At 56.5% G+C, this 20,179-nt stretch carries 15 protein-coding genes; 9 read left to right on the top strand and 6 right to left on the bottom strand.

Annotated features, from left to right (window positions below; translation table 11 throughout):
- Position 1 precedes the first annotated feature (1 nt).
- From FYC48_RS02530 to ribD, 9 genes are all read left to right on the top strand, one after another.
- Complete coding sequence (locus FYC48_RS02530) at positions 2-1,375, top strand: NAD(P)/FAD-dependent oxidoreductase (RefSeq protein ID WP_230780239.1); 1,374 nt, start codon at positions 2-4, stop codon at positions 1,373-1,375.
- A 65-nt stretch (positions 1,376-1,440) separates the two neighbouring features.
- Entirely contained in the window at positions 1,441-2,016 is a 576-nt protein-coding gene (locus FYC48_RS02525; RefSeq protein ID WP_149495108.1) for a sigma-70 family RNA polymerase sigma factor, read from the top strand.
- Positions 2,013-3,470 (top strand): serine/threonine-protein kinase, encoded by a 1,458-nt coding sequence (locus FYC48_RS02520; RefSeq protein ID WP_149495107.1) that lies wholly within the window; start codon positions 2,013-2,015, stop codon positions 3,468-3,470. Before FYC48_RS02525 ends, FYC48_RS02520 begins: the two co-directional genes overlap by 4 nt.
- A gap of 96 nt (positions 3,471-3,566) precedes the next feature.
- Positions 3,567-4,724 carry a hypothetical protein gene (locus tag FYC48_RS02515; protein WP_149495106.1) on the top strand — a complete coding sequence of 386 codons (1,158 nt, stop codon included), beginning with the start codon at positions 3,567-3,569 and terminating at the stop codon, positions 4,722-4,724.
- A 144-nt stretch (positions 4,725-4,868) separates the two neighbouring features.
- Complete coding sequence (locus tag FYC48_RS02510; protein ID WP_149495105.1) at positions 4,869-6,122, top strand: molybdopterin-binding protein; 1,254 nt, start codon at positions 4,869-4,871, stop codon at positions 6,120-6,122.
- Positions 6,119-6,880: an RluA family pseudouridine synthase gene (locus FYC48_RS02505; RefSeq protein ID WP_149495104.1), complete on the top strand. Its 762-nt coding sequence runs from the start codon at positions 6,119-6,121 to the stop codon at positions 6,878-6,880. The genes FYC48_RS02510 and FYC48_RS02505 overlap by 4 nt, the downstream gene beginning before the upstream one ends.
- A gap of 122 nt (positions 6,881-7,002) precedes the next feature.
- Positions 7,003-7,479, top strand: a complete 477-nt coding sequence (locus FYC48_RS02500; protein ID WP_235034033.1) for a putative molybdenum carrier protein — start codon at positions 7,003-7,005, stop codon at positions 7,477-7,479.
- 418 nt (positions 7,480-7,897) lie between these two features.
- Positions 7,898-10,093: a tetratricopeptide repeat protein gene (locus FYC48_RS02495; RefSeq protein ID WP_149495102.1), complete on the top strand. Its 2,196-nt coding sequence runs from the start codon at positions 7,898-7,900 to the stop codon at positions 10,091-10,093.
- Between the two features lie 10 nt (positions 10,094-10,103).
- Entirely contained in the window at positions 10,104-11,267 is a 1,164-nt protein-coding gene (gene ribD, locus FYC48_RS02490) for a bifunctional diaminohydroxyphosphoribosylaminopyrimidine deaminase/5-amino-6-(5-phosphoribosylamino)uracil reductase RibD (protein WP_149495101.1), read from the top strand.
- A 21-nt stretch (positions 11,268-11,288) separates the two neighbouring features.
- Here the strand turns inward: ribD and FYC48_RS02485 are convergent, their stop codons facing one another.
- From FYC48_RS02485 to FYC48_RS02465, 6 genes are all read right to left on the bottom strand, one after another.
- Positions 11,289-11,726 carry a hypothetical protein gene (locus FYC48_RS02485; protein ID WP_149495100.1) on the bottom strand — a complete coding sequence of 146 codons (438 nt, stop codon included), beginning with the start codon at positions 11,724-11,726 and terminating at the stop codon, positions 11,289-11,291.
- A gap of 285 nt (positions 11,727-12,011) precedes the next feature.
- Entirely contained in the window at positions 12,012-15,473 is a 3,462-nt protein-coding gene (locus FYC48_RS02480) for a pyruvate carboxylase (protein ID WP_149495099.1), read from the bottom strand.
- Between the two features lie 299 nt (positions 15,474-15,772).
- Positions 15,773-15,949, bottom strand: coding sequence for a hypothetical protein (locus FYC48_RS28090; protein WP_200836518.1), 177 nt, complete (start codon positions 15,947-15,949; stop codon positions 15,773-15,775).
- 25 nt (positions 15,950-15,974) lie between these two features.
- A complete protein-coding gene (locus FYC48_RS02475; RefSeq protein WP_149495098.1) occupies positions 15,975-17,237 on the bottom strand; it encodes a DUF1559 domain-containing protein in 1,263 nt (420 codons plus the stop codon).
- A gap of 333 nt (positions 17,238-17,570) precedes the next feature.
- Positions 17,571-18,536 carry a deoxyhypusine synthase family protein gene (locus tag FYC48_RS02470; RefSeq protein WP_149495097.1) on the bottom strand — a complete coding sequence of 322 codons (966 nt, stop codon included), beginning with the start codon at positions 18,534-18,536 and terminating at the stop codon, positions 17,571-17,573.
- Positions 18,537-18,581: 45 nt separating this feature from the next.
- Positions 18,582-20,162, bottom strand: a complete 1,581-nt coding sequence (locus tag FYC48_RS02465) for an MBL fold metallo-hydrolase (RefSeq protein ID WP_149495096.1) — start codon at positions 20,160-20,162, stop codon at positions 18,582-18,584.
- Positions 20,163-20,179 lie beyond the last annotated feature (17 nt).

The raw sequence follows: 20,179 nt of genomic DNA, 5'->3' as shown, positions 1-20,179 counted from the left end.
GGTGGTCGACGAAGCCAATTCATCGCCGCCGAAACGACGTTGGCTGGTGATCGGTGCGGGCGTCATGGGCTTGAAAGTCGCCGACGAGTTGATCGCGAAGGGACAGGACGTGACGATTGCCGAAGCGGCGCCGACCGTCGGCGGATTGACCAGCGCGTGGAAGCTGGGCGATGTCACTTGGGATCGCTTTTATCACGTCACACTACTAAGCGATTCGGTGCTACGCGAAAAGCTACGCGACCTCGATCTTGAAGATGAGATCCGCTGGGTCGAGACGAAGACTGGCTTCTATGCCGGCGGCGAGCTGTTATCGATGAGCAACACGCTTGAGTTCCTGCGTTTCAAGCCACTCTCACTCTTTCAACGCTTGCGCCTTGGCGGGACCATCTTCTTGGCGTCCAAAATCCGTGACTTTCGATCGATGGAACGGCAATCCGTGGAAGCTTGGTTACGGCGATGGTCGGGACGAGGGGCGTTTGAAAAGGTCTGGCTGCCATTGCTGAAGGCAAAACTTGGCGATGCCTATCAAAAGACATCGGCCGCGTTCATTTGGGCGCACACCCAGCGGATGTACAAGGCACGTCGTAGCGGCGCAAAAAAAGAGATGTTTGGTTACGTTCCCGGTGGTTACGCTCGCATCCTCGAAACCTGGACCGAGCAACTGGCATCCAAAGGGATGCGTTTGTTGCTCGGTCATTCCGTTCGCGAAATTCGAAAGCTGGACAATGACACGGATGGATCGCGTCAGATTGAAGTCGACTTTCATGACGCATCATCGCAGATCTACGACTGCGTCATTTCGACGATCGCGTCTCCGTTGATCGCCAGACAATGCGTCGATTTGACGGAGCAAGAAAAGCAGCAACACCGATCGATCACCTACCTCGGCGTTGTCTGTGCTTCGCTACTGCTGAAAAAACCAATCAGTGAGTACTACGTCACGAACATCACCGATACCTGGGTGCCGCTAACGGGGATCATCGAGATGTCGACGATCGTTGATCCGGAACGCGAGCTGGGCGGCCATCATCTCGTTTATCTGCCAAAGTACATGACCGACGATCATCCGGATTTGGCAGAACCCGACGACGACTATCGCGAGCGGTGTTTGCAGACACTCGAGAAAATGTACGATCATTTTTCCCGTGACGATGTCCTGGAGTTCAAGGTCGCACGGGCAAAGTATGTCGCCGCGCTTTCGACCGTTGACTACAGCACTCGTCTGCCACCGGTCGTCACGAGTGTGCCAGGGTTATACGCGCTAAATTCGGCGCATATCTTGGAAGGCAACTTGAATGTGAATGAGACGTTGCACCTAGGAGCGACCAAGTTTCATGGCGAGGTCTGGCCGGACTTCGTGGCGACGAAGCATTAAATTCAGAGAAAATTCTGTCAGCCGGCGTTAGATTGTCGCCTTCGACCAGACTTACACTGGTTGAGATGACAAATCCAGAAACACGACCGAGTTTGATCGTTCGCTTGCCGGACCACTCTGACCAGGCTGCTTGGTGGTCATTTGTTGAACTGTATGAGCCGTTTTTGCGGCATTTTGCCCGTCGCCGCGGGGTTCCAGAATCACATTTGAACGACGCGATTCAGCAGATTTTGCTTGCCATCGCCAAGTCGGTCGAAAAATTTGTTGACGATGGTAAGGCGGCTTCCTTTCGTCGCTGGATGGCAACGGTGGCTCGGCATGAAGTCATGAAGTACATGACCAAGATTCGCCGGCATGTCGCCCCGACCGGTGGAAGCGAATCACTGCGCGGCTTGGAATCGGTTGCCGATGATTCTGAGTTATCCGACCAATACGAACATGAATTGATCGTTTGGGCGGCCACAAAAATTCGTGATGAGTTTTCTGAATCATCGTGGCAAGCGTTTTGGCAGACGGTGATTTGTCAGCGTCCGGTCGATGACGTTGCCCGCGAGTTGAAACTCAGCCGCGGCGCGATCTACATGGCTCGGGCAAGAATCTTGAAGCGAATCCGAGGCCAGGTCGAAGAGGTGATGCAATGAAATCGCCCGCTTCCGATCAACGTCGACATCCCTCCGAAGCAGAGCTACTGTCCTGCATGGATGGCAGCAGCGACGCACGTTCCCAGCGAGCCGTGATCGAACATCTCGATCATTGCGAAAGTTGCCAAAGGCGAATCGAATCGTTGTCCAGTCAGGACCAATCTTCGCTAAGGATCGTTTCGGCGCTTCAGGCGGAAACCCGCGCGGTGACTTCGTCAAAGTCGGATGCCGGAACGTTCAATCATGAAACGTCGCTGAATGATTTCGCAGTGAATTTTTTGCAGCCGTCTTGCCGCGGGGATGCACTCGGAGCCATCGGCGACTTTGATGTCCTGTCGGTGATCGGTGTCGGCGGAATGGGGGTGGTACTCAAAGGTTTTGACGCGGAATTGAATCGTCCCGTCGCGATCAAGGTCATGTCGCCGCACTTAGCGGCAATGGGTGTTGCCCGGCAGCGTTTTTTGCGTGAAGCCCAGGCGACCGCGGCGATCGTTCATCCAAACGTGATGCCGGTGTTGTCAGTTTCAGAATCAACGTCGTCGCTACCGTTTTTGGTGATGCCGTACGTCGTTTGTCATTCGCTACAGCAGCGAATTGACGCCGAGGGGGCGTTGCCAACGATCGATGTCTTGCGGATCGGAACACAAGTCGCCGCGGCGCTCGCCGCGGCACATGCCCAGGGACTGGTGCATCGCGATGTCAAACCGGCCAATATCTTGCTGGAACGCGGGGTCGATCGCGCGATGTTGACCGACTTTGGTTTGGCCCGAGCGGCCGACGATGTTTCGGTCACCCGATCAGGATTCATCGCCGGGACTCCCCAGTTCATGTCGCCCGAGCAAGCACGCGGCGAAGCGATCGATCAACGCAGCGATCTTTTCAGCCTCGGTTCGGTGATTTACACGATGGCCGTAGGGCAACCGCCATTCCGTTCGGAAACTAGCTACGGCGTGCTGCGAAAGATTATCGAGTCGGAACCGAAGTCACTTCGCGAAGCCAACCCCGACGTTCCCGAGTGGCTTGAAACGCTGACGTTCAAGTTGCTTTCCAAGGAATCAATGCAGCGATTCAGGTCAGCCGCCGAAGTCCAGTCGATGCTCGAGTCTTGCTTGGCTCACGTCCAACAACCGACCGTTGGCAAACTACCGGAGTCACTAAGGATGAAGAAACGAACCCGATCACGTTTGTTGTTTGTCTTCGGTAGCGCGTTACTGCTGTTTTGGGGAATCACGATGGGGGCATTCTTGCTGTACGCGATGGCTCACGAGGACCCTCAGCAAAACGCGGTAAAGGTGACACGCGAAGACGTTGGCTTGGAGGCGGAAATCTCCGATCCTCTCGGCGACTCGATCGATCAACTGGAAATCGAAGTCAACGCGTTCCGCCGTGAACTCGAACAAGAGGGGACGGATCAATGGTGGTTTTCGGAGACGCAGCCGGACAACCAATTGTGAACACGTTTCATCTTGTGAGCCGACGGCGCTAGCGGTGGGCCATGCTGACTAACAACGATTGACTCTTTCTCACCTTCTGTCAAAGGAGCCTTCTCGATGAGCTTTTCATTCTCGTTGACGCGCCCGATCCGCGCCGCCGTGGGACTCGCGGTGATCACTTGGGCAATGTCGATCGAAGCGGTGCATGCACAAAACCAAAGCAATCGCATCCCCGAAATCGTCATCATGCTTGGTCCCGATGCCAAGGAGAACCGCTTCATCAATGCCTGGGACATTCAGAAAGTTCTGGAGGTTATCTATGGTCCGACGTTAAATGGGACGAACATTCGTGTCGATACCAAAACCAAATTGCCAACCAGTATCGAGTCGGTCTTTGTCGCCACTTATCCGGCGCAGTGGGGCGATGAAAAAATCGCGAGTTTTAAAGAAGAGTGCCGCAATAAGGCTCTGCTGTTCGGAGTTGGGGTGGGGGACATCACAGCCGTCGAAAAGAATTCAACTACTGGAGACAACCCCTTTCATTCCAATGCGTCGGGGGACCCGTTTGCGGATGGACCGTCGGGACACATGTGGTTGCGCGTCGGGGTCGGGAACATGGGCGATTTGCAAAATGAAATGCAGCAGTGCATCGCGATCGCGAATGCCTTCGACCGAAGGCAACCACGGATCGACCTGTTTCATCTCGATCGCGTTCCCGGTTTTGATCCGTTCGGTGCTTCGCCCAATGCCGGAATCACGAAACCGCTTCGTCAAGCACCATCAGAGAATCAGACACAAGCGAATCGCCCCCTGAACAACAGGCGTCCGCCGGTCAATAAACGACCTGCCTCTAATGATCCGTTCATGGGACCGATGGGAAGCAGTGATCCATTCGGAGGGCCAAGTGGCAATGATGATCCGTTTGGCGGAAATCCATTTGGTCGTGACGCGCACGGTGGGAACGCCTCGGGAAATTTGTCTTCGGCACGGCAGGCTTCCATCGCCGAGAGGCAACTCGAAGCGGTCAAGAAAAAGCTGAGCGCCCTACGTACGCAGTTCAATTCTGTGTCGACCGATGAAGAACGCGACCAAGTTCGTCAGCGAGGGAAGGACGCGATCGGAGAATGTGTTCGATTGCTTCAGAAGCGACATCAAGCTCAGATCAATGCACTCAACGAACAGCTGCTGGAACTCAAAAAACGCGTCGAGGTCAGTAGCAACACAGAGCAGCAGCAAGCCGATTTACTGGAAAAACTGTTTCCAAAAGAAGACTGATGAGGGAGATCTGATTGAAGTCACTTCTCCAATCGATCAGGTGAAGATGATATAGCTCGCTTCTCGGGGCATTGGCGTCACTCTATAACAGTGTCGGGCGGCTGATGATGGCCGCGATCAGCGTTCCTTGAGCTTTTCCTATAGATGTCCGTTAAAAACCTTCGCGCCGAAGTGATCTCGATCGGCGATGAAATGACCAGCGGCGCCCGGCTGGACACCAACGCGCAGTGGCTCAGCCGCCGCCTCGGTGAACTGGGCATCGAAGTTGAATTTCACACCACCGTCGGCGACACGCTACAGCACAATATCGATGTGTTTCGCATCGCCGCCCGACGCGCAGATGTTGTCGTTGCCACGGGGGGACTCGGGCCGACACGTGATGATTTGACACGACAAGCGATCGCCGCGGCGGCCGAAGTGCCCTTGGAATTCCGAGCTTCGGCGCTTGAACACATCGAGAAGCTGTTTTCCAAACGCAATCGCGAGATGCCTGAACGGAACAAAATTCAGGCGATGTTCCCGGTCGGTAGCGAGCAGGTGTTCAACCCGCAGGGAACGGCCCCCGGGATCGATCTCGAGATCATCTCTCCAGACCATCGCTGCCGGGTATTTGCCCTACCCGGCGTTCCTGCGGAAATGGTGCGGATGTTTGATGACACCGTCGCGCCACGCTTGCTTTCGATGACCGGTGGTCAAGCCAACCACATTGAACACCACGTCATGAAGTTCTTTGGGATCGGCGAAAGCGATATGGAGCAGCGTTTGGGCGAAATGATCGCACGAGATCGGACGCCGCGTGTCGGAATCACCGTTAGCGCCGCAACGATCTCGCTGCGGATCACCGCGATCGATTCGTCGCGTCAAGCGTGCCTTGATCAAATCGAATCGACTCGCCATGAGATCCTTTCGCGGGTCGGTGAGTTGCACTTCGGTGACGGTGAAGAATTCGAACAATTTCATGCCGTCGATCGACAACTACGAGAACGCGGCGAAAGTTTGGTCACGGCGGAATTTGGTCGTGCGGCATTGTTGGGGGACTGGTTCGCATCCCTTGGCGAGACGCCGGGGTATCGAGGCGGGGTGAGCTTTGCCGACATCGATGCGTTGACTGAATTGTTGTTGGCCGGTCAGGATCAGCCCTTGGAGACTTTGCGAGAGCGTTTCAAGGCGTCGTGGTTGCTTGCCGTCGACGGATATCCATCGCTCGAGGGGACCAGTGATGCGCCCCTACCGGCGGCCGAAGTTGACTTGATTGTGATCGACCCATCGGGGAAGCGATCGGTGACGACCAGCCGGATCGGAGGGCATCCGTCGATCATCCAAGCTCGTATCGCCAAGGCCGCGCTTGCTTGGCTGAGGCATGTTCTGAACGAGCAAACCGACTCGGCGATATCATGAATGTTCTCTTCGAAGACAATCATTTATTGGTCGTCGACAAGCCGGCGGGCATGGCGACGATGGGCGCCGAGGATGATCAGGAGACGGTTCATCGTTGGGGATGCCAATACATCAAACGCAAGTACAACAAACCCGGCAACGTGTTCTTGGGAATCGTCAGTCGGCTCGACCGATTGACCACCGGTGTGTTGGTGCTCGCGCGAACCAGCAAAGCCGCCTCTCGGTTAACGATTCAGTTCGGTGGACCTGGGAAAAGTAAGAAGGTCACTGGCAAGGCCGAGAAGACGTATTTTGCCGTGCTGTCCGGAAAGCTTTCGCATGACACATCGTTTGGACATCAGGGTGCGTTACGTGACAGCGTTTACAAGGACGACGCGGCACATCGGATGCGTGTCGATCGCCATCAAAGGCAAGATGCCCAAGCGGCTGAACTGCGTTATGTGGTTTTAGCCGAATCGCAACAGCACACGCTGGTCGCCGTTCGGCTGGTGACCGGACGCAAGCATCAAATTCGATTGCAATTCGCCGACCGTGGACACCCCGTTGTCGGCGACAAAAAGTATGGAAGTGCTGAAAGCTTTGGAGGCGGGATTGCGCTTCACAGTTGGTGTTTGCAGATCGATCACCCGACGAAGGGAGATCGCTTAGAATTTACCGCTAGACCTCCGGCAAGCTGGGGCGAACACTTTCCTTGGTTGCCCCCACTGTCTACGATCGATGCAGCGGTCAGCGAAGGGCTTGCAGGTCAAAAGGAGTAGTCGGCAGTGCGAAGTGAATCGGTTCGGCACATGGCCCATGGCGATCGCCCACAGCCGACAAGACCGTCCGTTTTCAACATCTCAGCCACAGCCTCTCTGTTCCCAGTTTTTGACATCGCATCTTGAACGAATTGCCGCCGTCACCATCGTTTATCCCCGATAGGTTTGTGTCCGGCGGGCAAACTGGAGTGGATCGAGCCGGGTTGGAAGTCGCGATCGCATTGGGAATCGAACATGGTGGCTGGTGTCCCCGTGGCCGATTGAGCGAAGACGGATCCATTCCGAGCCGGTATCAGTTGGTCGAGATGGACTCGCCGGAATATCCGCCACGGACGGAGCAGAACATTATCGACAGTGATGCGACCTTGATTCTTTATGAGGGGCGTCTCGGTGGCGGGACGCTGCTCACTCGGCGGTTGGCCAAACGACATGACCGTCCGACGTTGTGCTTAAAACTCGAAACGGCAACGACCAAAGAGTTGCAGCAATGGTTGACGCAGACGCGTCCGCGGTCTCTCAATGTCGCGGGGCCTCGCGAGAGCAACTGTCCGGGGATCGAGAAACGGGCATTCGTTTTTCTTTTGCAAGCTTTTGTTTAAGACCCTCGCAGCGACGAACCAACGCTGAAAAGCCTTTGATCGCCGGTTCGTAGCGGGGGGCGTCGCATGAGGAGTCGCGAAAACGTGAGGGCTTGGGCAGTACGGCGCGATCGTGGTACGATTAGCGGCCCGGAGCGCGCCGCTTTCGCCGTCAAGCGACTACCGCTTCGTCAAAATCTGAACTTGGGATTAGCTGCGGTTCTTCAGCGATAGCCGGGCTGGTGCCCGTCGGCTGACGGGACGACCCCAACGTTCGGGTCTAGACGAAGCACCACCGAACTTGTGGCCCAATCACAGGCCCGCCGTTCCGGCAAGAAACCACCCATGGAAACGCTCTTGATCACCCCCAACGGTGAGCGTCGAATTCCAACGGCGAGCCGAGATTGCTCGCCTTCCCTCACACTGGCAACCAGTATCCATGTCTGTCGATTCCTATGCGATCTGCCCCTGTGGCAACGGAAAGAAAATCAAATTCTGCAAGTGCAAAGATTCTGTCAGCCAGATGGAAAAAGTGCTGCGAATGGTCGAAGGTGGCCAAGTGGTACCGGCGCTCGACCGATTGAAATCAATTTTGGAAGAGCATCCCGATGCGGCATGGGCGCTCGCGATCCGTGGTCGATTGCTGTTGGGATTGCAGGAGTTTGATTCGTTAGCCGAAAATGCGGAGCGATTCATTCGTCTGCAGCCATCGAACCCTCTGGCATTGACACAGCGAGCGGCTGTTTCGGTTGCCAAGGGCGAGATGCAAACGGCAACCGATTCGCTTTTGGAAGCTCTGAACGAGAGCGGCCAAAGCGTCGACGCATTTGTGATGGACGTCGCGCTGCTCGTCGCGATGGGCTTGGCTCAAAGTGGTTCGGTGCTGTCGGCACGACAGTTTGCGTTCTTGCCACTCGGAGCGAGCGGATTCGAAAGCGACGAAGCATCTGGCTTCATGGAATCGCTCGATCAATCGCAGGCGATCAATCTTCTGCTCAAGCATATCCCGGAATTGATTGATTGCCCCGACGGCGTCGAATGGCAAGAACGCTATGACGAAGCGATGTCATTGTTGAGCAGCAATAAGATTTTGTTGGCTCAAGACAAGTTCGAATCGTTGCGCCGTACCGCACCGGGACAAGCAGCGGTGTTGTCCGGATTGTTTTGCTGTGCGATCTGGCGTGGCGATATCGATCGTCAGTCCGACATCGCCCGTCAGCTATCGGAAGTCGAAGACCTCGATTTGCTGGAACGTCAACGCTACGGGGCGATCGCTGCCTTGTTGAAAGAACGCGACGTGCTGGCGGTTCAGGCGGCCAACATTCGCGTCGAATTCAAAGACGTCGAGCAGGCCGAAATGGCGTTGGCGGCCAGCAATCGATGTAAGCAGATGGAAGCCGCTCAACTATCGCGATTGCGTATCGACGAAGAATCGGTCCCGCCACGGAGCGCCTTCTTCATCGCCGATCGCGAAATTCCTGCCGATGATGCTGACGTCTCCGGTGCGGACCTACCGGCGACAGTCTCGATCGCTTGTGTTTACGGTCGTCAAACCGATCAAGAACCTCATGTGATCGCGTATGACGTTGCCGCGGATCGGATCGACGACATCAAGACTGTCTTGTCCGACGCCTTACCAGAAGGGCAATTGGAAGTCGGTGAGCAATTGCCCACTCCGTTGATGAGTAACCTTGACCCACGCCCGGTTCGACTCCGTGATCCACAGTCACTTGCGGAACTGACAACTCTCAATCGCGAATTCACTGTCGCGGCAATGCCGCAGCGTGCGTTGGCGGTGCAGATCAATCTGTTCGGAGGGCGTTCACTGAGCGACGTCGTCGACGATGAATCGATGGCACTGCAGCGAGCGATTTATGTTCGCATTCTCGAAGGTTATGAACGACTGCAAACCATCGAAGGCGGACTTGACCGTATTCGTGAAGTCGCCAAGGTCGACGCGTTACCACCGTTGAAAGTCACTGCCGAACAAGCCGGGCGGTTGTGTCCGGCGGATTATTTCCGAGTCGACACCTCGGAACTGGACACGATGGGGATCTACTACCTTGCCGCCGCGACGCGTCAAATCGGGGCGCGATTGGAATCGTATCGCTTTGCCACCGAGTTGGTCGAGAAAGTCGCACCGACTGCGTCGACCGACGACGAGAAACAAATGGCGTTGCAAGGTTACTTGATGGCGATTTCGTCGGCGCCGGAGCCCGCGATCGGGATCTCGACGGCCAATCAAGCCGTCGCATTCGCGAAGCTGCATCAGTTGAATTATTCGCCTGTCCTGATGATGCAGATGGAACTGTGTTTGATGACGGCCGACCAAGAAGGCTTCCGCAGCACCATCATGGAAATCGAGCAAAACTACGGCAACGATCCGGCGGTGATGGCTCGCGTGCAACAGATTCTTGTTCAGTTGGGCGTGATTCGGCCCGACGGCTCGATGCGCGGCGCACCCGGTGGCGCACCTGCTGGTCCGGTCGCACCGGGCAACGATTTCGTTCCCGCACCAGCACCGCAGCAAGCGGCTAACCCAGCTTCGGAAGGATTGTGGACGCCGGACTCACCCGGCGGCGGTGACTCCTCCGAAGGCGGTGGCGGGAAACTTTGGGTTCCCGGCATGGATTGAGCCTGACGCGATGCCTGCGAACACCGTCGTCGACGCCAATCGTGATCGACATTGGATGCAACGGGCGCTGCAACTAGCGGCGTCCGGTGAAGGCTACGCCGAACCGAATCCGATGGTCGGCTGTGTTTTGGTCAAGGACGGTCATCGTATCGGGGAAGGCTATCACAAGCGATTCGGCGGCCCCCATGCCGAAGTCGAAGCGTTACGAAGTCTGCCATCAATCGCCGATGCGGAATCCGCGACGGCTTACGTTACGTTGGAACCCTGTTGCCACTTTGGGAAAACGCCCCCGTGTAGCCAAGCGTTGATAGATGCCAAAGTCAGTCGCGTTGTGATCGCGATGCAGGATCCATTTCCGAAGGTCGACGGCGGCGGACTGAAAGCACTTCGTGACCACGGGATCGAAATTACCGTCGGTGTCTTGCGCGATGAAGCAGAACAGCTCAACGCGCCGTACCTAAAACGAGTGCAGAAGGGCTTGCCGTGGACGATCGCAAAGTGGGCCATGACGATCGATGGACGTGTCGCGACCGTCGACGGCGAAAGCCAATGGATCAGCGGCCCGCAATCGCGCGTCCATGTGCATCGCTTGCGTGCCCGTGTCGATGCAATTCTTGCCGGAATGGGAACGGTGCTCGCCGATGATCCCATGCTCAACGCAAGGTTGGTTGACGACGATGGCAAACCGCTTACGCCGCCACGGGTCGCGAATCGATTGATTTTCTCGCGCGGACGACTGCCACCACGAGACTCCAAACTCGTTTGCACCGCAAAGGAGATCCCCACATTTTTGTTTACCAGTCCATTCGTCGATCCCGATGAACGGGCGTGGCTGGAACAAGCGGGCTTGGTTTGCGATGCGGAAAACGACAGCATCGAAGGCGTCTTGCGAAAGTGTGCCGACGGCCTACACGGTCACCGACCGGCGACGAACGTGATGGTCGAAGGTGGCCCAAATTTGATGGCTAGCTTGATCGGGAGTCAGCCCGAGGACTGCTTGATTGACGAGATCCATGCGTACCTGGGCCCCAAAATCTTTGGCGGGGCAACCGCACCGGGGCCGATTCTTGGTAGCGGAATCGAATCGCTGGCCGTCGCCCCACAATTTAGACTGATCATGATCGACAAGTTCGATGACGATGCCAGGCTGATTTATCGACGTCAGTCGGAATAGCCTATTGCGTTTGGCTCCGCCTTACGAGTCAGATTTGGAATCAGATGCCATGGGCCGAAGCTTCACACGCATTCGAAGATGGGGCCCACCACGGCGGATGATGGGGCTGACGACGGGGTGGTAGCCTTCGGCGATGATCTTGAAACGCATGACCGAGAAGCCGCTCGTACGCGGCCACTGTAGATGTCCTGCCTTCATCTCACGCTTGAGATTCTCTCGCCATCGTATCGTCGCTCGGCCGTTATCATCGGTGGAAATCGAACCGGGAATCACGGTGAATGCTTCCACCGAACTGCCCGTCTTGGCGTCAATCACCGGGCCTTCGATCAACCACCGCGCGCGCGAAGCCGCTTCGATCGATTCAAGCGGCGGCAGCGGTGGTGCGGCGACAAGGTTAGCGGCCCAAACTAGGTTGGTCAGGCAAAGCGTCACCAGAAAGTTTCTGTGGGTTCGTTTCATTCGTATGTCGTCGGCATCGATGATCAGGACCCACCAGTCTAATCGCCTCCGATCGTAGCGGAAGCCGCCAAGGCTTTCGGCACTCCGCCGCCGGGTGTTCTGCCCGCTGACTGCCAAACAACCGTGGCCAACACCATTCGGCTGATGCTGCATGTCGATTAGCCGCGGGCCCCGGTTTAGCCTTGTTTTCATATCCAAGGCCCTTACCCCAACATCTGACGCGAGTCCATTCGATCAAACCTTCGCGGTGACAAACCTTTCACGGCTCGCCGAATCGGCGGGCTTCTATTGGAGAACGACCAGCAAGTCCCCGGCTTCGACCTGGGTACCGGCGGGAGTCTGGATCGACTTGATCGTCCCGGCCTTCGGTGCGTTGATGGTGGTTTCCATTTTCATCGCTTCGAGCACCATCAGCTTTTGCCCCTCTTTGACTTTATCGCCTTCGGCACCGGCCACCGTGATGACCATCCCCGGCATGCTGGCGGCGACTTGGTTGTCGTCGCTAGGGTCGGCTTTGACCGCTTTTTTGGTTTCTGGTTCGAGTGACTTGTCGGTCACGGTCACTTCACGCGGTTGGCCGTTGAGTTCAAAGAAAACCGTACGCGTCCCATCGGGATGTGGCTGTCCGACGGTCAGGAACTTCACGATCAGGCGTTTGCCTTTTTCGATATCGACCGCGATCTCTTCGCCGTGCTCTTGGCCATAGAAAAAGTTCGGGGTCGGTAGCTTTGACACGTCACCGTACTTGCGGTAGTGCTCGGCAAAATCTTTAAAGACTTTGGTGTAGAGCAACTGAGTCACGGCCAATTGATCCGACGCGGCTTCACCGAACTGTTCGGCGGCCGTCGCGCGGGCGGCATCGACGTCCGCATCCGGCATCGATTCACCGGGTCGGGTGGTCAACGGAGGTTGTTCGCCCATCACTTTCTTGATCACCGGTTCGGGGAAACCGCCCGGTGGCTGGCCCATACGTCCGCCGATCAAGTCGATGACGCTGGCCGGGTATGCCAATGCTTTTTCGCTTGTCAGCACATCGTCGGCAGACATCTCGTTGGCGACAAGGAACAGCGCCATGTCACCGACTGCCTTGCTGGTCGGCGTGACCTTGACGATGTCGCCAAACAATCGGTTGACCTCCGCATAGGCGCGGCAGACTTCGGCCCAGCGGTCTGATAGCCCTAGTGCACGCGCCTGTTGAAATAAGTTTGTGTACTGACCACCGGGCATCTCATGTTCATAGAGGTCACCGGTCGCTGGCAGCACGTAACTTTCGAACGGTAGGTAGAATTCGCGGGCGGCCTGCCAGTAGGTAGCGATCTTGGTCAACGCCTCGGTTTCCAAATCGCTCGCCCGAGGTGTATCACGGAGTGCTTCGACGATCGAATTCAAGTTGACTTGGCTGGTTCCGCCCGACATCGGTGCGAACGCGGCGTCGGCGATCTGCAGTCCTTCGTCGGCGGCGGTCAAGATCGTTGACGCTTGAATGCCGGCGGTGTCGTGTGTGTGAAGATGAATCGGAATGCCAATCTCTTCGCGTAAGGCGCGGACCAGCGTGGTCGCTGCTTTCGGTTTCAGCAAGCCCGCCATGTCTTTGATGGCCAGCAAGTGGGCGCCCATCTTTTCAAGCTGCTTGGCCAGGTCGACGTAATACTTCAGGTCGTACTTGGTGCGTTTGGGATTTTGCAGGTCACCGGTGTAGCAAATCGATGCTTCGCAGATCCCACCCTCTTCGATGACCGCTTCCATGGCAACTTTCATATTCTGTTGCCAATTGAGCGCATCGAAAACACGGAACACATCCATCCCGGCTTGGACCGCTTCGCGGACAAACAATCGTACGACGTTGTCGGGGTAGTTGGTGTAGCCGACCGCGTTGCTTGCCCGTAGCAGCATCTGGGTCAGGATGTTCGGCACCGCATCGCGAAGGTCGGACAGGCGTTGCCAAGGCGACTCCTTCAGAAATCGCATGCTGGTGTCGAACGTCGCACCGCCCCACATTTCCAGCGAGAATAATTGAGATGCCAATTGCGAGTATGCCGGGGCGATTTGCAGCATGTCATACGTTCGAACACGCGTCGCCAGTAGCGATTGGTGCGCGTCGCGCATGGTTGTATCAGTGAGCAGCAGACCTTGTTGTTTGTTGATCCATTCGACTAGGCCCTTCACACCCGATTCGCGGAAGATGTCCTTGGTCCCCTTGGGGGGCGCTTCCTTGCGATCGATTTCGGGAACCGGTGCGGGGTGTCGACGGGACGCTTGCGGCCGACCGACGACAAGCTCGTTTCCGTTGACGATCGTTTCGCCGAGGAACGTCAGTAAACGAGTTGCGCGGTCGCGACGACGCGGCAGCTCGAACAGTTCCGGCGTGGTGTCGATCAATCGCGTCGTCGACTCTCCGGCCAAGAACGTCGGGTGATTGATCAGCTTTAACAAAAACGGGATGTTCGTTTTCACACCCCGAATCCGAAACTCTTGCAAGCAGCGATCCATCCGTGAAGCGGCGTGTGCCAACGATGATGCTCGTGCGGTCACCTTCACCAGCATCGAGTCGTAAAACGGATTGACCACCGCGCCACTGAACGCGGTGCCGGCATCCAGGCGAATCCCCAGGCCGGCGGCTGATCGGTAGTGGCTGATACGGCCGTAGTCGGGGCGGAATTGGTTTTCCGGGTCCTCGGTCGTCACCCGACATTGCATCGCGAAGCCCGTCGTTCGGATGTCTTCTTGGGCGGGGATGCCAAGGATGTCATCGGAAAGCTGGTGGCCTTGGGCGATCAAAATTTGCGACCGAACGATGTCGATCCCGGTCACCTCTTCGGTCACCGTGTGTTCGACTTGAATCCGTGGATTGACTTCGATGAAGAAGAATTGGTTCGAATCGGTGTCGAGCAAGAACTCGACCGTACCGGCGTTCTCGTAGCATGACCCGTCGGTGCCGACGGCACGCCCGATTTGCAGTGCGGCGTCGCACAGTCCTTGGCGGACTTTGGGATCCAGGTTGGGTGCGGGCGCGAGTTCAACGACCTTTTGGTGACGGCGTTGGACACTGCAATCACGTTCGAAGAGGTGCAGCAGGTTGTTGCCGTCACCGATGATCTGCACTTCGATGTGGCGTGCGCGTTGGACGAAGCGTTCCAGAAAGACTTCGTCGCTGCCGAACGCGGTCGCCGATTCTCGCATCGCCGCTTCGAGTTGTCCGGGCAATTCGTCAGGGGTTTTCACCACACGCATCCCGCGTCCGCCGCCTCCGTGCGCGGCTTTGAGCATCACGGGGTAGCCCATCGATTCGGCCAATTGCAATGCTTCTTCGGCTGACTTGAGCGGTTTATTTTTTCCGCCAAGAACCGGCACCCCTGCTTTTTCGGCAAGTTCTCGGGCGGACATTTTGTCACCGAGCTGCTTGAGCGAATTGACGCTGGGGCCGACAAAGACGATCCCGGCTTTTTCGAGTGCTTCGGCGAACCCGGGACGTTCGGACAGAAATCCGTAGCCGGGGTGAACCGCGTCAACGCCATGTTTCTTACAGAGAGCAACGATCGCGTCGATGTTCAGGTACGACCGAATCGGTTCGCCGGGCTCTCCGATTTGATATGCCTCGTCAGCCTTGAAACGGTGCAACGCATACCGGTCTTCATGCGAGTAGATCGCGACGGTGCGGATGCCAAGCTCGGAAGCGCTACGGAAAACTCGGGTTGCGATCTCGCTTCGGTTGGCGACGAGCAGTTTCTTGAAAGGCCGAATCGTCATGGGCGACTGGTTCTGTTGGAAAGCAGGCTTGGGGAACAGACAAATCACGGCGGGAGGCTTTCCCCCCGGCGAGTCCGCAATGTAGCTGATGGGCTGCCGATCGACAGCACGTCATGCGGGTATTCGACTGGTTCATCGACGAATCGGACTCGTAAACTTGATCCGGACCGGACAATGTCGCCACCACAATGTCACCGCTGCGAAGTCACCCTCACGTGAGGACGGTGACATTGGCAACGGTGTGATCGTCGACCGATTCACCAACTGCTCTTAAGACGCTGCCTCAGAATTCGGTGTGACTATTCGGAATCGTCACTGTCGTCATTCGTTCGCTGTGCGTCTTCGGCCATCATCTGTTCATACTCGGCGAGCGCTTCCGCGTCGACGTTTTCCATGGTGTTCTGCGTTTGTTCTTCACCGCACCCCACCACGAACAGAAGCAACGGGCATAGAAAAGCAAAGATTGATCGCTTCATTTGAAAGACTCCTTCGGGTTGTCCTTTATTGGTTGAATTGTTCTTCAATGACTTCGCTCGAGGCCCGGGTTCCCATGGCCCCCCACAGCCCGTAGGGACTGGGACTGCCCGGTGACGCGGCGCCGGTTCCATTCCACCACACCATTTCGGCGCGTGAATCGCCGGCTTCGATCGAGTCCGAAATGAATACGACTGCCCCGTCGCCCATTAGCACATGAACGCCACCCTGGTGTCGACTTGATGGCGGAGACAAGGTGCGGCCACCAGGATTTCGCTGAGCCGCCAGCGGTTTGTTCGGTGGCAGGATCGTGTGCACACAAGTCATCTCGTTACGATGGTCCGCCCACCTGAAACCGCGACCATGTACCCGCCCCCAAACGTTCGGGACGACGGTCGGATCCCAAAATTTTGGACGCTCCGGGTCAAGGTAGCCTTGGTCGATCAAGAAGTTGGGATTCAGGCGGATCTCATTGATGTATTGTGTGGTTTCGTTGTCGCCGATTGTTCGCGCATCGCGATCCCCGAGATCTGTCGCGATCTCTGCCATCGCGACGGTATTGGAGAGCCCGTCGAGGACGTCACGAAACTTTGACCGTTTGTGCTGCACGAACATGCCGCGATCAGATGCGTTGGAATTCCGCGCATAGTTGTTCGTCGGACGCATTTCCGCGTCGATCAAATCGGCGGGGCCCTGAATCGACCACATGTAAGAATCGCCCATGCACATCGCGTAGTTGGTACGGCCAAGTGCAGGCAATCCGACGCCGGGATCGCTAGGGCAACGAAACGTGGGGATCTCTGAGACCCAGGGGATATACCGTGCTTGGGTCGGGACGGGGCCCATCGGTGGCCAAGGCGGATCGTACGTGATCGAGTTATCCGTCGCATCGTAGATGTTGGGATTGGATATCAAGTCCCACATCCCTTGCTGTTCGAGGAACGCCGTCATCCCGACGAGAGCGCTTAAACGCCACGAGTTGGAGTGCGAATGGTTGGTCCACCAGTTTTGATTGGGGCCATTGTTCGGGCTCGTGACCTGCGGAGAGCCCGCTCCGCTGCCGGTCGTCCCCGAACCTTGCATCGGTAGCTGTTTGTAGGCGCTGTGATAGTTGTGCATCGACAGCCCGATCTGACGAAAGTTGTTACTACAACTCATTCGCCGCGCCGCTTCGCGGGCCGCTTGAACGGCCGGCAAGAGAAGCCCGACCAAGATACCAATGATTGCGATGACGACCAAAAGCTCTACCAGCGTGAACCCTTTGCCGTGTCCGGTATATTTCCTGGACATACAAACCTCCCCAAAAATGCCATTATGAAAAGTGGTCCCGGTGCCCCCTTTTTAGCGGATTGTGGTGGCCAGGTCGCCAAAAAAGCTAGGCAACGGCGGATTGTCGCCCGTCTTGCTAGCTTGGGCTGATTGAGATGACTTGGAGAGAAGTGCTACGCGAGTGCTTCGTCAACCTTTGAAATTAGGATGAGCCGCATGGCGTTAGCCACGGTTTCGGCGCAATAACCGGGGTTAACGCCCGTCGGCTGATGACTCTAACACGTATTTTCAAGTGTTAACGAAGCATCAGGCGGCTGAGCTTTAGGCTAAATCGAAACAAAGCCCCGCCAGTTGCTACCAACCCAGGACATAGGCGAAGACAAGCGGTGCGACGATCGAGGCATCGCTTTGGATCATGAACTTGGGTGTCTCGCGAGAGAGCTTTTCCCAGGTAATTTTTTCGTTGGGGACCGCACCGCTGTAACCGCCATAGCTTGGCTGGGCGTCGCTGATTTGGCAAAAGTACGACCACAGTGGAATGTCCAACCGCAGGTCTTGCCGCATCATCGGAACGACGCAAATGGGAAAGTCACCGGCGATCCCACCACCGATTTGAAAGAACCCAATCGGATGATTTGCGGACGTTTCTTGGTACCACATCGAGAGGCGTTGCAGTTGTTCGGTACCGGGGTGCATGGCCGCATGACTTGGCAAACTGCCGTCGATCACTCGCGCGGTAAAGATATTACCCATCGTGCTGTCTTCGACGCCGGGGACATAGACCGGGATGCCCGCGTCTTTTGCCGCAGCCAGCCAGCTGTTCTCACGAGGGACTTGGAAGTGCTCGGGGAGTTGCGGGTCGTCGAGAAGTTCAAACATGAACTCCGCCGGTGTTCTTGGCTTGCCCTCTTCGGCGGCGTTTTTCCAAAGGTTCAGCAGTCGCGACTCGATGTGCCGCATCACCGTTTCGGGAATGCAGGTGTCGGTCACTCGGTTGAACCCTTCGTCAAGCAATTTGACTTCATCGTCGGCCGACAGCGCCCGCCAATCTTCGATCACGCGGTATTCGTCGTGGGCGACCAGGTTGAAGATATCTTCTTCGAGATTGGCCGCCGTGCAGGTCACCGCGTGGACTTTGCCTTGGCGAATCATTTCGGCAAGCGACAAACCGAGTTCGCCGGTACTCATTGCCCCGGCGAGCGTGACCATCATGCGGCCGTTTTGGTTGTCGATGAATTCTCGGTAAGCCTTGGCCGCGGCCAGTGTTTCGCGCGCGTTAAAGTGACGGAAATGTTGTTCCAAAAAATCGCTTACGTTCAACGGTCACTCCGTCAGGTAGTTAAGAAAGGTGCAGGATGATCGGGGTCACGATGCCAGGCTGGCTTTCAGTTTCGCGATCAAGTCATACTTTTCACGGTCCGACGAATGCTCAAGCGCTTGCGTCAAACCGATCATGAATTCGGCGTAGTCGTTGTGCCAATCGTGAGCGACGTGGTCAAGGTCCAATCGAGGACCCGCGACGCCTTTGGAGAGCGGCCGAGTGCCCGGGTGAAGTTCAAAGGTCTCGTCAAACGTCGGCATGTAGATTCGTTCGATGTCCAAGCCTCGTTCGCCCAGCAGATCGCGAAGGCCCTGCCGGGCGTCGTCTTCACCGTGGTTGAGAAACAGTCCGCCGGTGATCGGGCAACGCGACAAAATCCAAGCGAGTAACTCCTGCTGGTCGGCGTGGGCCGAGTAGTTACCGAGACTGCGGATGTCGGCCCGGACCTTGTACGTGTTGCCATGAATCCGAACTTCTTTGGCGCCACTGGAAATGATGTGTCCCAGGGTTCCCGGCGATTGATACCCGACGAATAAAACCGTGCATTCGGGGCGATGGATGTTGTATCGCAGGTGATGTTTGATTCGTCCGGCATTGCACATCCCGCTTGCCGAAATGATGATCGCACCACTTTTGATCGCGTTGATCGCCTTACTCTCGTCGAGTGATTGAACCAGGTGGAATCGGTCGTGACGAAACAGTTTTTTCTCGTCAACTTCGACGTCTTCCAGTTCGCCGGCATACTTGATGAACACTTCGGTTGCCCGTCGAGCCAGGGGCGAATCCAAGTAAACGTTCGCCTGGGGGATCTCGCCTTCGGCCAGCAAGTAGCCGATGTCATGAAGCAGTTCTTGACTGCGTTCGACCGCAAACGAAGGGATCACGACGTTCCCGCCACGGCTCAGCCCCTTGACCAGTTCGTCACGAATTGCCGCTCGGCGTTTTTCGAGTGTGTAGTCATCACGGTCGCGATTGCCGTACGTCGATTCACAGACGATGTAGTCGTAGCCGACCGGTGCGTCGGGGCCGGGGTGAAATACTTTTTCTTCGGGGCCGATATCACCGGAGAAAAGCAACGATAGCGGTTCCGCATTGCCTTCATCGATCTTCAGTTCCACCGACGCGGATCCGAGCAGATGTCCCGCGTTCCAAAACCTTGCTTGAATGTTTTCTTGTGGTGAAAACCATTCTTCATAGGAATGATGTGCGAACAGCTTTAGGGTGGCTTCGGCGTCTTCGTTGGTGTAGATCGGTTTGACCGGCGGCATCCCCCGTCGACGCCGCTTATTGTTATGCCGTTTGGCGCCGGATTCTTGGATATGGGCCGAGTCGGGCAGCATGAAGTTCAACAAGTCACGCGTCGGTTCGGTGGCATAGATCACTCCCCGAAAACCTTGCTTGACTAGTTTTGGCAACAGACCCGAGTGATCGATGTGGGCGTGCGTGAGCAATAAGAAATCAATCGATTTGGGGTCGAACGGGAACGAAGCATAGTTCAGCTCCTGAGTCGTTTTGCTACCTTGAAACAAGCCGCAGTCGACTAAAAAACGGTGCTTGCCGGTGTCGATCAACGAGCATGAACCGGTCACCGTTCCCGCCGCACCACAAAATGTCAATTTCGTCATCAAGCTCAGTTCCAACG

The sequence above is a fragment of the Roseiconus lacunae genome, from assembly GCF_008312935.1.
GTDB lineage: Bacteria > Planctomycetota > Planctomycetia > Pirellulales > Pirellulaceae > Stieleria > Stieleria lacunae.
The sequence above is the reverse complement of the archived record's forward strand: the minus strand, read 5'-3'. Positions and strand labels throughout refer to the sequence as shown.